Here is an 18947-nt window from a genome sequence, read left to right on the forward strand (position 1 = left end):
TTAAGAATTGTTCTGTATAGGGTTTATCTATGATCAAAAAATGTCTATTTCCGGCTGCTGGCTATGGCACCCGCTTTCTCCCAGCAACGAAATCCATGCCTAAAGAGATGATGCCTGTCGTAAATAAGCCACTCATCGAATACGGTGTCGATGAAGCAATTGAAGCTGGCCTCACTGGTATGTGTGTTGTCACTGGTCGTGGAAAGAATACGCTTATCGATCACTTCGATAAAAATTATGAGCTGGAACATCAAATTAACGGCACCAATAAAGAAGAGTTGCTTGATGATATTCGTAGAATTATGGATTCTGCTCATTTTACTTATATACGACAGCGAGAAATGAAAGGCTTAGGTCATGCCATTCTTACTGGTAAAGAATTGATTGGCGACGCTCCTTTTGCTGTTGTACTAGCCGATGACTTATGTGTAAACGAAGAAGGCAATGGTGTACTAACTCAAATGGTTGCGCTTTATAAGCAGTTTCGTTGCTCCATTGTTGCTGTACAAGAAGTACCAAAAGAAGATATTCACAAATATGGTGTTATCTCTGGAGAAATGATTAAAGACGATATTTATCGTGTTGATGATATGGTCGAAAAACCTGAACCAGGGACGGAACCAAGTAACCTCGCTATTATTGGCCGCTATATTCTAACCCCTGATATCTTCGATATCATTGAAAATACAGAACCCGGCAAAGGCGGTGAGATTCAGATCACCGATGCCCTTTTACAACAAGCGAAATCGGGTTGTGTATTGGCCTATAAATTCAAAGGTCGCCGCTTTGACTGTGGCAGCGTTGAAGGCTACATAGAAGCAACCAACTATTGCTATCAAAATCTTTACAAAAAAGATGAGCAAAAGGTTGAGTTGGATAAGCGAACCACTGAAAAAAACATGTAAATCATCTTTTCTTATGACAAAAGTGCTGCTATCCCGCAGCATTTTTTGTGCGTAGGATATCAACTGTTTTTTTATACAGTATTTCTTGCAGATAAATTTGACTGTGCGATACTTGAGCGATAGCAAGTAAAGTGAGCAGAAAAATGGATAAGATAGAAATTCGAGGCGCTAGAACCCACAATCTAAAGAATATTAATTTAACCATTCCCCGCGATAAACTGACCGTTATTACGGGTTTGTCAGGGTCGGGTAAATCATCACTAGCATTTGACACCCTCTACGCAGAAGGCCAGCGACGATATGTAGAATCATTGTCCGCGTACGCTAGACAATTTCTATCCTTAATGGAAAAGCCAGATGTAGATCATATTGAAGGGCTTTCTCCTGCGATATCTATAGAACAAAAATCCACTTCACATAACCCTCGTTCTACCGTTGGAACTATTACTGAAGTATACGATTACCTCCGACTACTTTACGCACGCGTCGGAGAGCCTCGCTGCCCCATACACAAAGCACCACTGACAGCTCAAACGGTTAGTCAAATGGTTGATAAAGTTTTGGAGCTTCCCGAAGGCTCTAAAATGATGCTACTTGCGCCTATTGTTAAAGAGCGTAAAGGTGAGCATACCAAAACGCTAGAAAATCTAGCGGCTCAAGGTTTCATTCGCGCGCGCATTGATGGGGAAACTTGTGATCTAACCGATCCACCAACATTAGAACTCCATAAAAAACACACTATAGAGGTTGTTGTCGATAGATTTAAAGTAAGAGATGACCTCCATCAAAGACTTGCAGAATCATTCGAAACCTCATTAGAGCTGTCTGGTGGTATTGCCGCGGTGTGTTGGATGGATGACCAAAAGAAAAACGACATTATTTTTTCTGCAAACTTTGCCTGCCCACATTGTGGGTACAGCATGCAGGAACTAGAACCGAGATTATTCTCATTCAATAATCCGGCGGGGGCTTGTGCAACATGTGATGGATTAGGTGTACAACAATACTTTGATCCAAGTAGAGTCATCCTTGATGATAATCTAAGTATTGCAGAAGGTGCGATTAAAGGCTGGGATCAAAAAAATTATTATTACTTTCAAATGTTGACATCCTTGGCCGATCACTACAACTTTGACCTATTTTCTCCATTTAAATCTTTATCTAAAAAAATTCAAGATACTATTTTAAAGGGGTCAGGAAAAACAGAAGTCGAATTCAAATATATCAATGATCGTGGAGATATCCGCGTTAAGCGACACCCATTTGAAGGGATCCTTAATACATTAGAAAGACGTTATCGAGAAACTGAATCCAATACTGTTAGAGAAGATTTAACCAAATATATTTCTACAAAGTCTTGTACTAGTTGTGATGGCACTCGTTTGAGAACTGAAGCCAGAAATGTTTTTCTTGAGGATACACCATTACCCGATATCGTTGAAATGAGCATCGGTGATGCAATAGCGTTTTTTGAAAGCCTTTCTTTATCTGGGCAAAAAGCGCAAATAGCTGAAAAAGTAATGAAAGAGATTAATGACCGTTTACAATTTTTGGTCAATGTGGGCCTCAACTACCTTAATCTATCACGAAGCGCTGAAACGCTTTCCGGTGGTGAAGCCCAAAGGATTAGGCTCGCAAGCCAAATTGGTGCGGGATTAGTAGGTGTCATGTATGTACTTGATGAACCATCAATTGGCCTACATCAGCGTGATAATGAACGCTTACTAAAAACACTCACCCATCTTCGGGATCTAGGTAATACAGTACTCGTCGTAGAGCATGATGAAGAAGCTATTCGCGCCGCCGACCATGTTATTGACATCGGCCCTGGAGCTGGAATTCACGGTGGTAGAGTCGTCGCAGAAGGAACAATGCAACAAATTCTTGATAGCCCTGAGTCTCTCACCGGTCAATATTTAAGCGGTGTAAAAGAGATCAGTATTCCGAAAAAAAGAACGCCTAGAAACACAAAAAAAACCGTCGAGTTGATTGGAGCAACGGGAAATAATCTAAAAGATATAACCTTTTCCCTACCGGTAGGGTTATTTACTTGTATAACTGGTGTATCGGGTTCAGGAAAATCGACTCTAATTAATGACACCTTCTACAAAATTGCTCAAACTCAGCTAAACGGCGCAACAACCGCGGTGCCGGCCCCTTATAAGAAAATAAAAGGTCTAGAGCACTTCGACAAGGTCATCGATATTGATCAAAGCCCAATAGGCCGAACACCCCGTTCAAATCCAGCCACTTACACTGGTATTTTCACTCCAATTCGAGAGCTATTCGCTGGTACACAAGAATCTCGTTCACGAGGTTATAAACCAGGGCGATTCAGTTTTAACGTCCGTGGTGGCCGGTGTGAGGCTTGTCAAGGTGATGGTGTTATTAAGGTTGAAATGCACTTCTTGCCTGATATTTATGTGCCATGTGATGTTTGCAAAGGCAAACGCTACAACCGTGAAACCTTGGAAGTAAGATACAAGGGGAAATCTATCGATGAAGTGCTGCAAATGACGGTGGAAAATGCTAGAGAATATTTTTCCCCGGTGCCAGTGATTGCACGAAAACTACAAACATTGATGGATGTTGGTCTATCTTATATACGACTAGGTCAAGCCGCTACAACGCTTTCTGGTGGCGAAGCACAACGAGTAAAACTTGCAAAAGAACTATCTAAACGCGATACAGGCCAAACACTATACATCTTGGATGAACCGACAACAGGCCTTCATTTCCACGATATTCAACAACTATTAACTGTACTACATAGGTTAAGAGACCACGGTAATACCGTTGTGGTTATTGAGCATAATTTAGATGTAGTCAAAACGGCTGATTGGGTAATTGATCTCGGGCCTGAAGGTGGTAATGGTGGTGGCGAAATTATAGCTGAAGGAACACCAGAAGACGTCGCTAAGGTTAAAGGGTCTCATACAGCACGGTTTTTGAAACCCATGCTAAAATCTAAAAAATAGTCCAGAACAAATATGTGATTTTAAACATCACCCGCGTTAAAAACAATAGACTCTAGGTAGTCTTTAAAAAAAAAGGTACAGTAGAAAAGCGAGCGAAGCTCGCTTTTTATTTAGGGATCCAATAATGGCTATCATTCACCTTAGTGGGACAAGACTCGCTCCTCAGAAAGCTAAGGCGCCGCTTAACCGCACATTTATGTTCGCAATTGGCTTTGTATTTATCATCGCCATGCACATTTATATCCCAAATTTAGATGGCATAGGGTTAGCTCTCCCATTCAATACCCTCATTTGGGCTTGCCTTGGATTAATCATTGCCATTGGCTTCTACCATATTGCTAGCACAAAGCGGATTCGCTACACCAAGTTAACCATTGTCCTATTGATCTGTTGTCTCATACTAACGTTACCTATTTTTTATCCAATAGCTAATCTCTGGCTCCTCACACTACCTCGGCTCGCTAGTCTTTGGTCTGGATGGTTATTTTTCGTCGTATTGCAGCAATTTAATCTCAGTAATCTCCATAAACAACGTTTACTTTGGTTTATTGTCATCGCCGCCATAATCGAAGTAATACTTGGCTATGTTCAGTTTTTCAATTTATTACCGAAGGAACTACTTGGTTCCAACACATTCACTAAAATGCCCTTTGGTATTTTCCAAGACCCCAGTGTCATGGTTAGTTTCATATCTACTGGTCTCGTTATCTCTGGGTATTTGCTTGCGAGACAACAAAGAAAGTATGGTCAAAAAGTAAGTCGAACACTGTTTCTTTACTTAGTACCACTGATCACTGCCCCCTTAATTATCATTCTTGCACGTGAATTAGAATGGATAGGTACGGCATTCGGTTTTGTTATTATTGCAACCTATCTGTATCGCTTCTCAACACCACAAAGATTCAGCGGTTGGATATCATCGTCAGTGGCCGGAATAGGGTTTGGTTTGATGCTTATTTCCGCCAATAGCGTTGACGCGCAGTCCTTTCAAAAACAACAAATAGAAAGATCTACGTTATTTCCACAAGCGATAGATATGCTCATAGAGAAACCTTTTACTGGATACGGATATGGTCGATTTGAACCCGAATATATTTTGTATTCTGCAAGACAACATCAATTAAATTCGGATTATCCGGTAGGATATTCATCTGTCGAGCATCCATTAAATGAAACTCTTTATTGGGGAATCGAAGGAGGACTGATTCCAATTGTAGGTATTTTCCTTGCGATGATAATGGTGCTGTTCAAAATATACTCTGCACGTAGAGGAACTCGATTAGCCATATTTAGCCTATTTATACCTATCGTGCTGCATAGCCAGATGGGCGCACCTTTTTATCATTCGGCTATTCATTGGTTAGTTTTCATCATACTTTTATATTGGATCGATCAAAGAACCTCAAAATACAAAATCCACTCTATTTCTAAGATTACTAAGGTTCTGATAAGAAGCACTAGCTTTGTTGTTCCAACGGTCACATCTGCTTATATGTTGATGGCATTACAAACCAATATGACATTGTTCAGGTTTGAACACTCTTTTCCAAAAGACTCAAGAATTCTGACACAGACTGTCTATCCCATATCACAGCAATTGCGCTACGAGTGGAATCTATACAGTGCCTCTCTTAAGCAAGGGTTATTAACCGGCGATGCGCTTGCCATCAAACAGTACATAGTCTGGGCTTTACAAGCCATTAGACAAAAACCACAAGAATTATATTACAGCAATCTGATCATGGCTTATTTAGGTTTAGGTGAAATAAGCAAAGCAAATCAAATACGTTCAGAAGCCAGCTTCTTATTTCCAAATCATGACTTTTCAACCATAGACATAGAACCCATTGCTGTAGATGAAGAGTACAACCAAAATGCTGAAAATAATGTGATTGAAGAAGAGAGTAATTCGATTGAGTCTGATACTAGAAAAGAAGAGGGAGCGACTAAAAAGTAGAGTGGTACAAACCACCCTACTTACGAACTTATTGATTTAAAGTCTCGTCCAACGCTTTTAGACATAGAGCCACGTTTTCATTTCTCGAGGCGTACCCCATCAACCCTATACGCCATGTCTTTCCAGCTAATGCTCCTAAACCAGCACCTATTTCTAAGTTATAGTCATTAAGTAGCGTTGCTCTAACGGCACCATCGTCTACCCCTTCAGGTATATAGACGGCATTGAGTTGTGGCAGTCGATAATCTTCATCTACTACAAATTGAATCCCCATCAACTCTAAACCAGTCTTTAATTTTTCATACATGATCTGATGCCGTTTCCATGCATTCTCCAACCCTTCATTTTTTAGTAACAACAAGGCTTCATGCAGAGCATAAAGGCTATTCACCGGTGCCGTGTGATGATAGCTACGTTTACCTTCACCATTCCAGTAACCCAATACTAAACTTTGATCTAAAAACCAACTTTGCACAGGTGACTGTCTATTTTGAATGCGCTGAATAGCCGCTGCAGAAAAAGTCAAAGGAGATAGACCAGGCACACAGGACAAACATTTCTGACTACCGGAATACACGGCATCTAATCCCCATTCGTCTACTTTCAACGGCACGCCTCCAAGCGAAGTCACCGCGTCAACAATGGTCAAGACCCCTCTCTCTTGTGCTAAAGAAGCCAAAGCTTGTGCGTCACTGAGAGCACCTGTAGAGGTTTCAGCATGTACGAAGGCTAAAATTTTTGCATCAGAGTTAGCGTCAAGGGCATCTCTTACTTTTCTAACGTCAACAGGTTCGCCCCATTCATTATCAACCACGACAGCTTCACCACCGCAGCGGATGACATTTTCACGCATCCTTTCACCAAACACACCATTTCGGCACACAACCACTTTATCGCCAGCTTCTACTAGGTTGACAAAACAAGCCTCCATACCAGCACTACCGGGTGCAGATACCGCAATAGTAAACGTGTTCTCTGTTTGGAAGGCGTATTTAAGAAGCTGTTTTAGTTCGTCCATCATATTGATAAATAATGGGTCAAGATGCCCTATCGTTGGACGACTCAACGCTTGCAAAACTTGCGGTGATATATCTGAAGGACCGGGGCCCATTAATGTTCTATGAGGAGGTATAAAGCTCTGTATCGTCATAATTATTCCTTTTATAAGACGCGTAGGGTATTAAAGACTAACTCATAATTCACCATCCAACAATTCGACTCTAGTATAGAGGTCAAACCACTTGTTCAAGGACCGTTTGTACATTGTATAAATACTGGGCAAATATTAGTTTTAGCAATTGACATTTAGACGTCAACATCGTTCAATGAATAGGTCTGGATTTGTTTGAACTTGATTTAGATAATTCGCTTTATAGCAGAAGAGGAGCATTGCCCAGGCAAGTGTTTTGTGGAGCCTTAACTCCGAGACAAAGCAATCAGGGGGAGCAGTGCCGAGATGATATTTCATTGAGTGTGAATAATTATCGGTTGAGTAGGCTGAATCCTACCAATTGTCACCAACCTTGTTTGGTGAAGAGCTTCTGAGGTCCGCATCCATATCTAATGCTTTTCCTCTGCTCTAGTAATCTCTCTTCAATATAACAAAAATAGAAATACTGTTAATTTGAATACATACAGGGAGAAATGCCGTGAGCGCATTCAATGTAGCAAAATTTGGTGGCACAAGCGTCGCCAACTTTGAAGCCATGAGCCGTTGTGCTGAAATAATCGAGAACAACCCAAACACAAAACTTATCGTCATTAGTGCTTGCTCTGGTGTGACAAACTTGTTGGTTGAGTTGGCTAATGGTGTTCAAGACGAACAACGTCGTCGTGTTGTCATTGAACAACTTGAAGATATCCATTATGCCATCATTGATAAACTCGCCGACCCTTTAGAAACAGAACAATCAGTTGCCTCTTTATTAAAGAGCGTGGCATCGGCTGCTGAAGCGGCATCATTCCAAAGTAGCGATAAACTCACAGATCACATGGTTGCTTATGGCGAACGGATGTCAACCCACTTGCTCACTCAAATACTAAGAGAGCGCGGCTTAAGTGCGGTACGTTTTAACATTCGCGATATGATGAGAACCAACAGCGCCTACGGAAAAGCAGAACCAGAACTAGATTCGGTTGCCAAACTAGCACAAGAAAAACTCATCCCTTTATGCCGCGATAATGTTGTCGTTACACAAGGCTTTATTGGCGCTGATATAGATGGTAATACTACGACATTTGGCCGTGGCGGCAGTGATTATAGTGCAGCATTAATCGCAGAATCGGTTGAAGCTTCTGGCCTTGAGATTTGGACCGATGTTCCTGGTATTTACACGACAGATCCACGCATAGTAGCGAAGGCAGCACCCATCCCTGAAATCAGTTTCAGTGAAGCCTCCGAAATGGCCAACTTCGGAGCCAAAATACTACACCCATCGACACTAGTTCCCGCATTGCGCCATGGTATTCCCGTGTTCGTAGGTTCATCTAAAGAGCCAGAAAAAGGAGGGACTTGGATCAGACAAAAAGTAGGAAGTTCACCGCTGTTTAGAGCATTAGCATTACGCGGAAACCAAACCATGGTAACGCTGCGTAGTCCGAATATGTTTCAAGCGTATGGTTTCTTAGCCGACGTGTTTAAAATTCTAGCGAAGTATAAGATTTCCGTTGATCTAATCACTACATCAGAAGTAAGTGTATCGCTTACTCTTGATCAAACGAACACATCCGGTGGCGCGCCAGAACTACCCATTGACGCCCAAAAAGAGCTTGAAGAACTTTGTACTGTAGAAGTAGAGCAAAATCTCTGTTTGGTCGCGCTTATTGGCAACAATATGAGTGAATGCAAAGGTTACGCAAAAAAAGTATTCAGTACATTAGAAGACTTCAATCTACGCATGATTTGCTATGGTGCGAGTCCGCACAATTTGTGCTTCTTAGTACGTTCTGTTGATTCCCGTCGGGCCGTTCAGGATCTACATAGAGAATTATTCGAGCTACGTGAGTAATGGTCTTCGAATAAAAAGGCTTGGTATCTTTAACCAAGCCTTTTTATTCATCCTTCTTTGTCTTCTATCGTGTCGTCAAAGTCTGTCATGTTTAGCAATAGCTTCCACTACTAGCTGATGTTAGGGCCTAACCACTTCTCCGCATCAAGAATATTCCAACCTTTACGCTCTGCATAATCCTCAACCTGATCTTGTTGTATCTGAGCCACAGCAAAAAATCGCGAATCAGGGTGTGAAAAATACCAACCCGAGACTGAGGCTCCAGGCCACATTGCAAAACTAGATGTCAAAGACATACCAATCGATTCTTCAACATTAAGAAGCTCCCATAAAGCACCTTTCTCTGTATGCTCAGGACAAGCTGGGTAACCAGGTGCAGGCCTAATACCTTGGTATTTCTCTCTAACAAGATCTTCGTTGGATAACATCTCCTCGGGAGAGTAACCCCAAATTTCTCTACGCACTTTTTCATGTAAACATTCTGCAAAAGCTTCTGCTAATCGATCTGCTACAGCCTGAACCATGATTGCATTGTAATCATCACCTTCAGCTTTAAACTTATCGGCCAGTTCGCGCTCACCAATACCACCTGTAACCGCAAAACCTCCAATCCAATCCTTTTTACCACTCGATTTGGGGGCAATATAATCACTCAAACAATAGTTAAAGCCTTTAGGCTTTTCTGTCTGCTGACGTAAATTGTGAAGTACTTTTGCAACTTGCGTACGTGATTCATCAGTATACACTTCGATATCATCACCAATGCTTGCGGCAGGAAGTAAAGCACAAATACCACTTGCTTTAAGTAGGCCTTCACGTTCTATTTTGTCCAGCCATTCATTCGCATCGTCAAATAATCTTTTCGCTTCTTCACCGACTTCTTCATGTTCAAAAATCTTAGGGTACTTACCCATAAGCGTCCAAGTCATAAAGAACGGGGTCCAATCTATATAGCGTCTTAAGCTCGCCACATCGAAATTTTCAAAAACGTGTACACCTAATTTTGCCGGTTCTGGGGGGGTATAATTCTGCCAGTCAATCGCGACTTTATTATCTCGTGCTCTTTGTAATGAAACAGGCTTTGTGCGTGGTTTTTTACGATTATGCTGATCTCGAACTTTGACATAGTCTTGTTCGACTTTTTCAACAAACGCTGGACGCAATTCATCTGAAAGTAACGATGAACAAACACCAACAGCACGCGAAGCATTATTTACGTAAACAACTGGATGGCTATAATTCTGTTCAATCTTGACAGCGGTATGGGCTTTCGATGTCGTCGCGCCACCGATTAATAGTGGAAGATCGAAACCCTGTCGTTCCATCTCTTTGGCTACATGCACCATCTCATCTAACGAAGGTGTAATCAAACCTGACAAACCAATGATATCGACCTTCTCTTCCTTCGCCACCTTGAGAATTTTTTCGCAAGAAACCATCACACCAAGGTCAATTATCTCGTAGTTATTACACTGTAAAACGACACCGACAATATTCTTGCCTATATCGTGTACATCACCTTTGACTGTCGCAAGCAGGATTTTTCCATTTGCACGACTCTCTTCTTTCGAAGCATTAATAAAGGGCTCTAAATGCGCGACCGCTTGCTTCATTACCCGCGCAGATTTAACCACTTGAGGTAAAAACATCTTTCCCTCGCCAAACAAATCACCGACTACATTCATGCCATCCATCAAAGGGCCTTCAATGACGTGTAGTGGCTTAGAAGCATTAACTCTTGCTTCTTCTGTATCTTCGACGATAAATTCTGTAATGCCTTTAACGAGTGAATGCTCTAACCTTTTCTCTACAGGCCAACTTCGCCATTCTTGAGTAGATGAATCTTCTTCTTTACCCACGGCATTACCACGATACTCGTTCGCAATGTCGAGAAGGTTTTCTGTTCCCTTATCCGTTCTATTTAGAATGACATCTTCAACTGCATTACGCAGTTTTTCCGGTACGTTGTCATATATTTCCAATTGCCCAGCATTAACAATACCCATATCCATACCATTTTTAAAACAGTGATACAGAAATACGGCGTGTATTGCTTCACGCACATAATTGTTGCCTCTAAAAGAAAAGGATACGTTAGAAACACCACCAGATATCATTGCGTATGGAAGATCGCGCTTGATATCCGCTACCGCATTAATAAAGTCTAATGCATAATTATTATGTTCATCGATACCCGTCGCAACTGCAAATATATTTGGGTCGAAAATAATGTCTTCCGGTGGAAAACCGACTTCATCAACGAGAACACGGTATGCCTCAGTACAGATTTGTAACTTACGATCACGTGTATCAGCCTGTCCAATTTCATCAAAAGCCATGACAATAACAGCAGCGCCGTAACGGCGGATAAGCTTAGCTTGGTGGATGAATTTTTCTTTTCCTTCTTTCAGGGAAATAGAGTTAACGATACCTTTTCCCTGAATACACTTCAGGCCGGCCTCTATTACTTCCCATTTTGACGAATCCACCATGATAGGAACTTTAGATATTTCTGGTTCCGTCGCGCAAAGATTAAGAAAACGCACCATACACGCTTCAGAATCAAGCATCCCCTCATCCATATTGATATCGATGACCTGCGCACCACTCTCAACTTGTTGACGCGCAACCTCTAAGGCTTCATCGTAAAGCTCATCTTTGATAAGGCGCTTGAAACGAGCGGAACCTGTTACGTTCGTTCGTTCACCCACATTGACAAACAGAGTGCCTCTATCAATGGTTACTGGTTCTAAGCCAGAAAGACGACAAGCCTTGGGGATATCTGGCAATGGTCGAGGTTCAACCCCTTCCACCGCTAATGCCATCAGCCGAATGTGTTCAGGGGTCGTTCCACAACAGCCTCCAACTATGTTTACGTAGCCGCTTTCAGCCCACTCGATAATATGCTCCGCCATATCCTCTGGCGAAAGGTCATATTCACCAAACGCATTAGGTAATCCCGCATTAGGGTGAACAGAAACATAGGTTTCAGAAATTCTAGACATCTCTACGACATACTGCCTAAGTTCGTCGGGTCCTAAGGCGCAATTCAGACCAAATGAGATAGGATTTACATGACGAAGCGCGTTATAAAATGCTTCCGTAGTTTGACCTGAAAGTGTACGACCAGACGCATCAGTAATTGTTCCGGAGATCATTACTGGTAACGTGATATTCAATTCTTCAAATACTGTATCGACAGCAAACGCACACGCCTTTGCATTAAGCGTATCAAATATAGTTTCGATTAGTATAAGATCTGAACCGCCTCGTATAAGAGCTTTCGTCGATTCTGAGTACGCTTCTACAAGTTCATCGAAACTGACATTACGAAAGCCTGGATCATTCACGTCAGGAGAAATTGAACACGTACGGTTAGTCGGGCCTAATACCCCAGCAACAAAGCGAGGCTTATCCGGTGTTTTTGCCGTCCACTCATCCGCAACTGCTCTAGCTAGTTGTGCTGCTTGGTAATTAATCTCTTCACTCAGACCTTCCATATCATAGTCAGCCATTGCGATAGTAGTTGCATTAAACGTGTTCGTTTCTAGAATATCTGCACCCGCCTCTAGATAAGCGGAATGGATTTCTTTAATCAAATCGGGCTGACTCAAGACTAGAAGGTCATTATTTCCTTTTAAATCTGAGTGCCAACTAGCGAATCGCTTTCCACGATAATCCTCTTCTTCAAGTTTATATCCTTGAATCATGGTGCCCATGCCACCATCGATTAACAAAATTCGCTTCTTTAGCTGATTCTCTATTATTTCTTTTACACTACTTCCAGACACGTTTAAGCCTCAATCCTTTTTAACTTTGTATCCATCCTATCACACAACAGGGAGAAATCTAGACGTCTAGACGGTTTTATAATTAGAATTTATATCACCCATTGTGCGTACGGTAATTTTTTATTATTCGTATTGATAAAGTTCGCTTTTCAACCGAAAATGGTGTCATAGAATAAAACTTTTGGAAAATTTGATGTACGTATACAACACCCTCTGTTTTTTAGCCGCCGCCGCAATGGCGATAGCCTTCGTCAATTCCAAAGTTGGTAAGCTTCAAACCACCATAGCTATTACTGCAGGTGCTCTCGTTCTTTCTCTGATTATGATTGTAGCAGGCCAAAATGGTTGGTTTTCACTTAATGAAGTCGCGGCAAATACAATAGACTCGATTAATTTTGAAGATTTTCTCTTAAAAGGCGTGTTGGGGTTCCTGCTTTTTGCTGGCGGGTTAGGTATAAACCTAACCAATATGAAAGATCAAAAATGGGAGATAACCCTACTTGCCTTGGGCGCGACTCTCGTCTCAACCTTCTTAATCGGTGCCATATTATTTGCGATAGTAAACTGGGTCTTAGGCATATCATTTGCTTTGGTCTACTGTCTTTTATTTGGCGCCTTAATTTCTCCTACTGACCCCATAGCCGTACTTGCTATCGTGAAGAAGCTCGATGCGCCTAAACGTATATCAACACAAATCGAAGGCGAGTCCCTATTTAATGATGGCTTCGGTTTAGTCATCTTTGTTACTCTTTTTACTATCGCTTTTGGCACTGAAACACCTACTGTCGGTTCCGTAACATTGTTATTCTTACATGAAGCTGTTGGGGGAATCGTCTATGGCGCGGCATTAGGACTGCTATTTCATTATCTTATAAGCTCAACAGATGATCATTCGATGGAGCTACTTTTGACCTTAGGCATACCTACAGCCGGTTATGTATTCTCTCAAGTAATCGAGGTATCGGGACCTTTAGCAATGGTAGTTTCAGGTATTATGATTGGTAACTGGACTCGTTACACAGGGTTTTCGAAAGAGAGTGAGCAACACCTAGATCACTTTTGGGAACTGATCGACGAGTTCCTCAATGGATTGCTTTTCCTACTTATCGGCTTGTCTATGCTTACCTTTGAGTTTCATTCCGAAGATTGGATTATCATGCTCATCTCAATACCATTGGTATTAGCAGCTCGCTATATCAGTGTCTTTCTTTCGTACCAAGTATTTAATCGATTCAGATTGTACAACCCATGGTCAGTAAGGATTCTTACATGGGGTGGATTGCGAGGCGGACTTGCGCTTGCCATGGCCATGGCGATCCCTGCCGGGATAATGGTTATTCCTGAAAAAAACATTGATGTGCGAGAAATACTGCTCGTAATGACCTACTCGGTAGTTGTATTTTCGATCTTAATCCAAGGGTCGACTATAACGCCACTCATTAATCGCGCAAAAGCTTGGGAAAGAAAAGAATCAGTTGAAACTGAATCGTTGCCTTCAGAGGAAAAGCACTAAGTCGTTTCGACTAATTTGATGATAATGGGTAGCGTTTATTACCTACAAAACACCACCCATAATCTATCGTCATTCCCCTGAGCACGAGAATATGTTAAGTCTTAAATTCCCATACCATGAGGATAATTAAATTTAATAACCTTTTATGGTTCGCTAGGAACAAACACCACGATTACTCGTCATCCTTCGTGAAATTTTCCTCCGAGAAATGTTCCAAATCATATGGTGTTTGTTGATAAACGCAGTAGTTTAACCAGTTAGAGAACAATAGATGACCGTGACTACGCCAACTCGCTATGGGGTCATTATCCGGATTATCTTTAGGGTAGTAATTAAGAGGGACCGTTGGTTCCATACCTTCACCTAAATCACGTACATATTCATTATGTAATGTGTGGGACTCATACTCTGGGTGGCCCGTTACGAAGACATTACGTTTATCTTTTGTCGCCGCCAAGTAAACCCCTGCTAGGTCCGAAACAGCAAGTATATCTAGATCGGTGTTTTCTTCTAAGTACTGGGCGGAAAAATCTGCATAGCGTGAATGTGGTGCCAAGAAGCTATCATCGAAGCCTCTTAAAAGTGGATGATACTTTTGTTGTATCTTATGAAAGTACACACCAGAAAGTTTTTCCTTACGCGTTTTCTTAGGCAATTCATAAAGTAACTTCAAACCAGCTTGGGCAGCCCAACAAACAAAAAGAGTCGATGTTACGTGTTTACGTCCCCACTGCATAATCGTTTCTAGATGGTCCCAATAAATAACATCTTCAAACTGGACTAAACCTAATGGAGCACCCGTTATGATCAAACCATCATAATTTTTTTCTTTCACAGTATTGAACTGGCGATAAAAATCATCCAGATGCTCTGTAGGTGTATTTTTACTCGGTCGGTCATCAATACGCAGTAGTTCAACATCGATCTGTAATGGGCTATTCGAAAGAAGCCTTAAAAATTGTGTTTCTGTTTCTATTTTTTTTGGCATTAAATTGAGAATAAGTACTTTTAACGGTCTGATCTCTTGTGTTGAGGCGCGAGACATCGGCATTACGAAGATATTTTCTTTCTTTAATACATCTGAAGCTGGCAGTTTATCTGGGATCCGTATCGGCAAGGCTTTATCCTTAAGCTATCTAGACGTCTATATAGCTAGCCTAATTCAAAATATAATATTTGTCGAGAAAGAATTGTTTCTGCCTCTTGTTTTATTCTTGTAAAAAAGCGAGCCAACGGAACGGCCACTCCTACTCCACAGGGTATTCTTTTCTTCTATAAACGCAAAAAAGCCCCAGCATTTCTGCTGAGGCTTCTGAACTTTTCTTGTAAGAACTGGCGGAGTGGACGGGACTCGAACCCGCGACCCCCGGCGTGACAGGCCGGTATTCTAACCAACTGAACTACCACTCCACATGGTATTCTTACGCTAATTAAAGTCTCATAAACAATGCTTTAACTAGTTTTTGCCTTTATCTTTCCTAAAAAAGATAAAAACGATGTTAAAACCTGGCGATGTCCTACTCTCACATGGGGAGACCCCACACTACCATCGGCGCTGTTGCGTTTCACTTCTGAGTTCGGCATGGGTTCAGGTGGGTCCACAACGCTATGGTCGCCAAGCAAATTTGGTCAAGCTTCCTATCACGATAGAAAACTCTAATAATCTGGATTACTGACTTAAATAAAAGTTCACACACATTCAATGTTCTTACATTGAGTCCACAAAACCCCTTGGGTGTTGTATGGTTAAGCCTCACGGGCAATTAGTACAGGTTAGCTCAACGCCTCACAACGCTTACACACCCTGCCTATCAACGTTCTAGTCTCGAACAACCCTTTAGGACACGTAAAGTGCCAGGGAAGACTCATCTCAAGGCTCGCTTCGCGCTTAGATGCTTTCAGCGCTTATCGATTCCGAACTTAGCTACCGGGCAATGCCATTGGCATGACAACCCGAACACCAGTGGTTCGTCCACTCCGGTCCTCTCGTACTAGGAGCAGCCCCTTTCAATCTTCCAACGCCCACGGCAGATAGGGACCGAACTGTCTCACGACGTTCTAAACCCAGCTCGCGTACCACTTTAAATGGCGAACAGCCATACCCTTGGGACCGACTTCAGCCCCAGGATGTGATGAGCCGACATCGAGGTGCCAAACACCGCCGTCGATATGAACTCTTGGGCGGTATCAGCCTGTTATCCCCGGAGTACCTTTTATCCGTTGAGCGATGGCCCTTCCATTCAGAACCACCGGATCACTATGACCTGCTTTCGCACCTGCTCGAATTGTCATTCTCGCAGTCAAGCGGGCTTATGCCATTGCACTAACCACACGATGTCCAACCGTGTTTAGCCCACCTTCGTGCTCCTCCGTTACTCTTTGGGAGGAGACCGCCCCAGTCAAACTACCCACCAGGCACTGTCCGCAACCCCGATAAGGGGCCGACGTTAGAACATCAAGCATACAAGGGTGGTATTTCAAGGTCGACTCCACTCCATCTAGCGACGAAGTTTCAAAGTCTCCCACCTATCCTACACATGTAGGGTCAATGTTCAGTGCCAAGCTGTAGTAAAGGTTCACGGGGTCTTTCCGTCTAGCCGCGGGTACACTGCATCTTCACAGCGATTTCAATTTCACTGAGTCTCGGGTGGAGACAGCGTGGCCATCATTACGCCATTCGTGCAGGTCGGAACTTACCCGACAAGGAATTTCGCTACCTTAGGACCGTTATAGTTACGGCCGCCGTTTACCGGGGCTTCGATCAAGAGCTTCGTCCGAAGACTAACCCCATCAATTAACCTTCCGGCACCGGGCAGGCGTCACACCGTATACGTCATCTTACGATTTTGCACAGTGCTGTGTTTTTAATAAACAGTTGCAGCCACCTGGTATCTGCGACTCCCGATAGCTCCATCCGCAAGGGATTTCACCGTCAAGAGCGTACCTTCTCCCGAAGTTACGGTACCATTTTGCCTAGTTCCTTCACCCGAGTTCTCTCAAGCGCCTTGGTATTCTCTACCCGACCACCTGTGTCGGTTTGGGGTACGATTTCTTATAATCTGAAGCTTAGAGGCTTTTCCTGGAAGCATGGCATCAATGACTTCATCACCGTAGTGACTCGACATCGGGTCTCAGCCTAACAATTTCCCGGATTTACCTAAGAAATTAGCCTACACCCTTGAACCTGGACTACCATCGCCAGGCTCACCTAGCCTTCTCCGTCCCCCCATCGCAATTATAAGAAGTACGGGAATATTAACCCGTTTCCCATCGACTACGCCTTTCGGCCTCGCCTTAGGGGTCGACTTACCCTGCCCCGATTAACGTTGGACAGGAACCCTTGGTCTTCCGGCGTGGGAGTTTTTCACTCCCATTATCGTTACTCATGTCAGCATTCGCACTTCTGATACCTCCAGCAGACCTTACAGTCCACCTTCAACGGCTTACAGAACGCTCCCCTACCCAACATAATAAATTACATTGCCGCAGCTTCGGTGTATAGCTTAGCCCCGTTACATCTTCCGCGCAGGCCGACTCGACCAGTGAGCTATTACGCTTTCTTTAAATGATGGCTGCTTCTAAGCCAACATCCTGGCTGTCTGAGCCTTCCCACATCGTTTCCCACTTAGCTATACTTTGGGACCTTAGCTGGCGGTCTGGGTTGTTTCCCTCTCCACGACGGACGTTAGCACCCGCCGTGTGTCTCCCGGATAGTACTTACTGGTATTCGGAGTTTGCAAAGGGTTGGTAAGTCGGGATGACCCCCTAGCCTTAACAGTGCTCTACCCCCAGTAGTATTCGTCCGAGGCGCTACCTAAATAGCTTTCGGGGAGAACCAGCTATCTCCAGGTTTGATTGGCCTTTCACCCCTAGCCACAAGTCATCCGCTAATTTTTCAACATTAGTCGGTTCGGTCCTCCAGTTGATGTTACTCAACCTTCAACCTGCCCATGGCTAGATCACCTGGTTTCGGGTCTATACCTAGCAACTCGACGCCCAGTTAAGACTCGGTTTCCCTACGGCTCCCCTATACGGTTAACCTTGCTACTAAATATAAGTCGCTGACCCATTATACAAAAGGTACGCAGTCACAGGACGCAATGCCTGCTCCTACTGCTTGTACGTACACGGTTTCAGGTTCTATTTCACTCCCCTCACAGGGGTTCTTTTCGCCTTTCCCTCACGGTACTGGTTCACTATCGGTCAGTCAGTAGTATTTAGCCTTGGAGGATGGTCCCCCCATATTCAAACAGGATATCACGTGTCCCGCCTTACTCGTTTTCACTTAAAATGATGTGTCGGTTACAGGGCTATCACCTTGTATCGCGATACTTTCCAGAATCTTCACCTGCATCATTAAAAGCTTAAGGGCTAATCCAATTTCGCTCGCCGCTACTTTCGGAATCTCGGTTGATTTCTACTCCTCCGGGTACTTAGATGTTTCAGTTCCCCGGGTTTGCCTTATTAACCTATGTATTCAGTTAATAATACTAGCTTTTGCTAGTGGGTTTCCCCATTCGGAAATCGTAGACTCAAGTGGCTTTTACTGCCTTATCTACGCTTATCGCAAGTTAATACGTCCTTCATCGCCTCTGACTGCCAAGGCATCCACCGTGTACGCTTAGTCACTTAACCATACAACCCCAAAGGGTTTCGCTTACGCGAAATAACAACGAATTGTTATTGTATTAGCAACCAAGGTTTCTATCGTTGCCTCATTATTTGAATGAGCGAGACAACATTTTCGATTTTGCCGGACTCAAATATTAAACATCTAACCGAAGTTAGGTGTTTC

Annotated in this window: 8 protein-coding genes, 1 tRNA gene, 2 rRNA genes and 1 riboswitch; of the genes, 5 read left to right on the forward strand and 6 right to left on the reverse strand. The window is 43.0% G+C overall.

The features are described from left to right. Nucleotides 1–29: 29 nt before the first annotated feature. The 3 genes from galU (at nucleotide 30) to L3V77_RS15595 (ending at nucleotide 5840) form a co-directional block, all read left to right on the forward strand. Nucleotides 30–905, forward strand: a complete 876-nt coding sequence (galU, locus tag L3V77_RS15585) for a UTP--glucose-1-phosphate uridylyltransferase GalU (RefSeq protein WP_195704484.1) — start codon at nucleotides 30–32, stop codon at nucleotides 903–905. 143 nt (nucleotides 906–1048) lie between these two features. Then, nucleotides 1049–3883, forward strand: coding sequence for an excinuclease ABC subunit UvrA (uvrA, locus tag L3V77_RS15590; RefSeq protein WP_275134958.1), 2835 nt, complete (start codon nucleotides 1049–1051; stop codon nucleotides 3881–3883). Nucleotides 3884–4007: 124 nt separating this feature from the next. Continuing rightward, nucleotides 4008–5840, forward strand: coding sequence for a Wzy polymerase domain-containing protein (locus L3V77_RS15595; protein WP_275134959.1), 1833 nt, complete (start codon nucleotides 4008–4010; stop codon nucleotides 5838–5840). A 28-nt stretch (nucleotides 5841–5868) separates the two neighbouring features. Here the strand turns inward: L3V77_RS15595 and L3V77_RS15600 are convergent, their stop codons facing one another. After that, nucleotides 5869–6990 carry an alanine--glyoxylate aminotransferase family protein gene (locus L3V77_RS15600; protein WP_275134960.1) on the reverse strand — a complete coding sequence of 374 codons (1122 nt, stop codon included), beginning with the start codon at nucleotides 6988–6990 and terminating at the stop codon, nucleotides 5869–5871. A gap of 221 nt (nucleotides 6991–7211) precedes the next feature. Continuing rightward, nucleotides 7212–7389: riboswitch (Lysine riboswitch) on the forward strand. Nucleotides 7390–7546: 157 nt separating this feature from the next. On the opposite strand from L3V77_RS15600, the gene lysC reads away from it, so the two are divergent. Continuing rightward, the gene (gene lysC, locus L3V77_RS15605; protein WP_275136795.1) at nucleotides 7547–8848 is read left to right on the forward strand and encodes a lysine-sensitive aspartokinase 3; all 1302 of its coding nucleotides are present in this window, start codon (nucleotides 7547–7549) and stop codon (nucleotides 8846–8848) included. A 110-nt stretch (nucleotides 8849–8958) separates the two neighbouring features. Here the strand turns inward: lysC and metH are convergent, their stop codons facing one another. Further along, on the reverse strand, nucleotides 8959–12639 hold the full coding sequence (metH, locus tag L3V77_RS15610; protein ID WP_275134961.1) for a methionine synthase: 3681 nt from the start codon (nucleotides 12637–12639) through the stop codon (nucleotides 8959–8961). 193 nt (nucleotides 12640–12832) lie between these two features. On the opposite strand from metH, the gene L3V77_RS15615 reads away from it, so the two are divergent. Beyond that, nucleotides 12833–14152, forward strand: a complete 1320-nt coding sequence (locus L3V77_RS15615) for a sodium:proton antiporter (protein WP_275134962.1) — start codon at nucleotides 12833–12835, stop codon at nucleotides 14150–14152. 172 nt (nucleotides 14153–14324) lie between these two features. On the opposite strand, the gene metA is transcribed toward L3V77_RS15615, so the two are convergent. From metA to L3V77_RS15635, 4 genes are all read right to left on the reverse strand, one after another. Then, the gene (gene metA / locus L3V77_RS15620) at nucleotides 14325–15269 is read right to left on the reverse strand and encodes a homoserine O-succinyltransferase (protein WP_275134963.1); all 945 of its coding nucleotides are present in this window, start codon (nucleotides 15267–15269) and stop codon (nucleotides 14325–14327) included. 216 nt (nucleotides 15270–15485) lie between these two features. Continuing rightward, nucleotides 15486–15562 (reverse strand) — tRNA-Asp (locus L3V77_RS15625). Nucleotides 15563–15656: 94 nt separating this feature from the next. Then, nucleotides 15657–15772 (reverse strand): 5S ribosomal RNA (gene rrf / locus L3V77_RS15630). Nucleotides 15773–15894: 122 nt separating this feature from the next. Then, a 23S ribosomal RNA gene (locus tag L3V77_RS15635) occupies nucleotides 15895–18787 on the reverse strand. Between the last annotated feature and the right edge of the window lie 160 nt (nucleotides 18788–18947).

This window comes from Vibrio sp. DW001 (assembly GCF_029016285.1).
In the GTDB taxonomy this organism is placed as follows: domain Bacteria; phylum Pseudomonadota; class Gammaproteobacteria; order Enterobacterales; family Vibrionaceae; genus Vibrio.

Excerpts from the sequence above, each read along its gene's own strand:
- galU (WP_195704484.1), top strand. The coding sequence starts at position 30 with ATGATCAAAAAATGTCTATTTCCGGCTGCTGGCTATGGCACCCGCTTT.
- uvrA (WP_275134958.1), top strand. The coding sequence starts at position 1,049 with ATGGATAAGATAGAAATTCGAGGCGCTAGAACCCACAATCTAAAGAAT.
- L3V77_RS15595 (WP_275134959.1), top strand. The coding sequence starts at position 4,008 with ATGGCTATCATTCACCTTAGTGGGACAAGACTCGCTCCTCAGAAAGCT.
- L3V77_RS15600 (WP_275134960.1), bottom strand. The coding sequence starts at position 6,990 with ATGACGATACAGAGCTTTATACCTCCTCATAGAACATTAATGGGCCCC.
- lysC (WP_275136795.1), top strand. The coding sequence starts at position 7,547 with ATGAGCCGTTGTGCTGAAATAATCGAGAACAACCCAAACACAAAACTT.
- L3V77_RS15615 (WP_275134962.1), top strand. The coding sequence starts at position 12,833 with ATGTACGTATACAACACCCTCTGTTTTTTAGCCGCCGCCGCAATGGCG.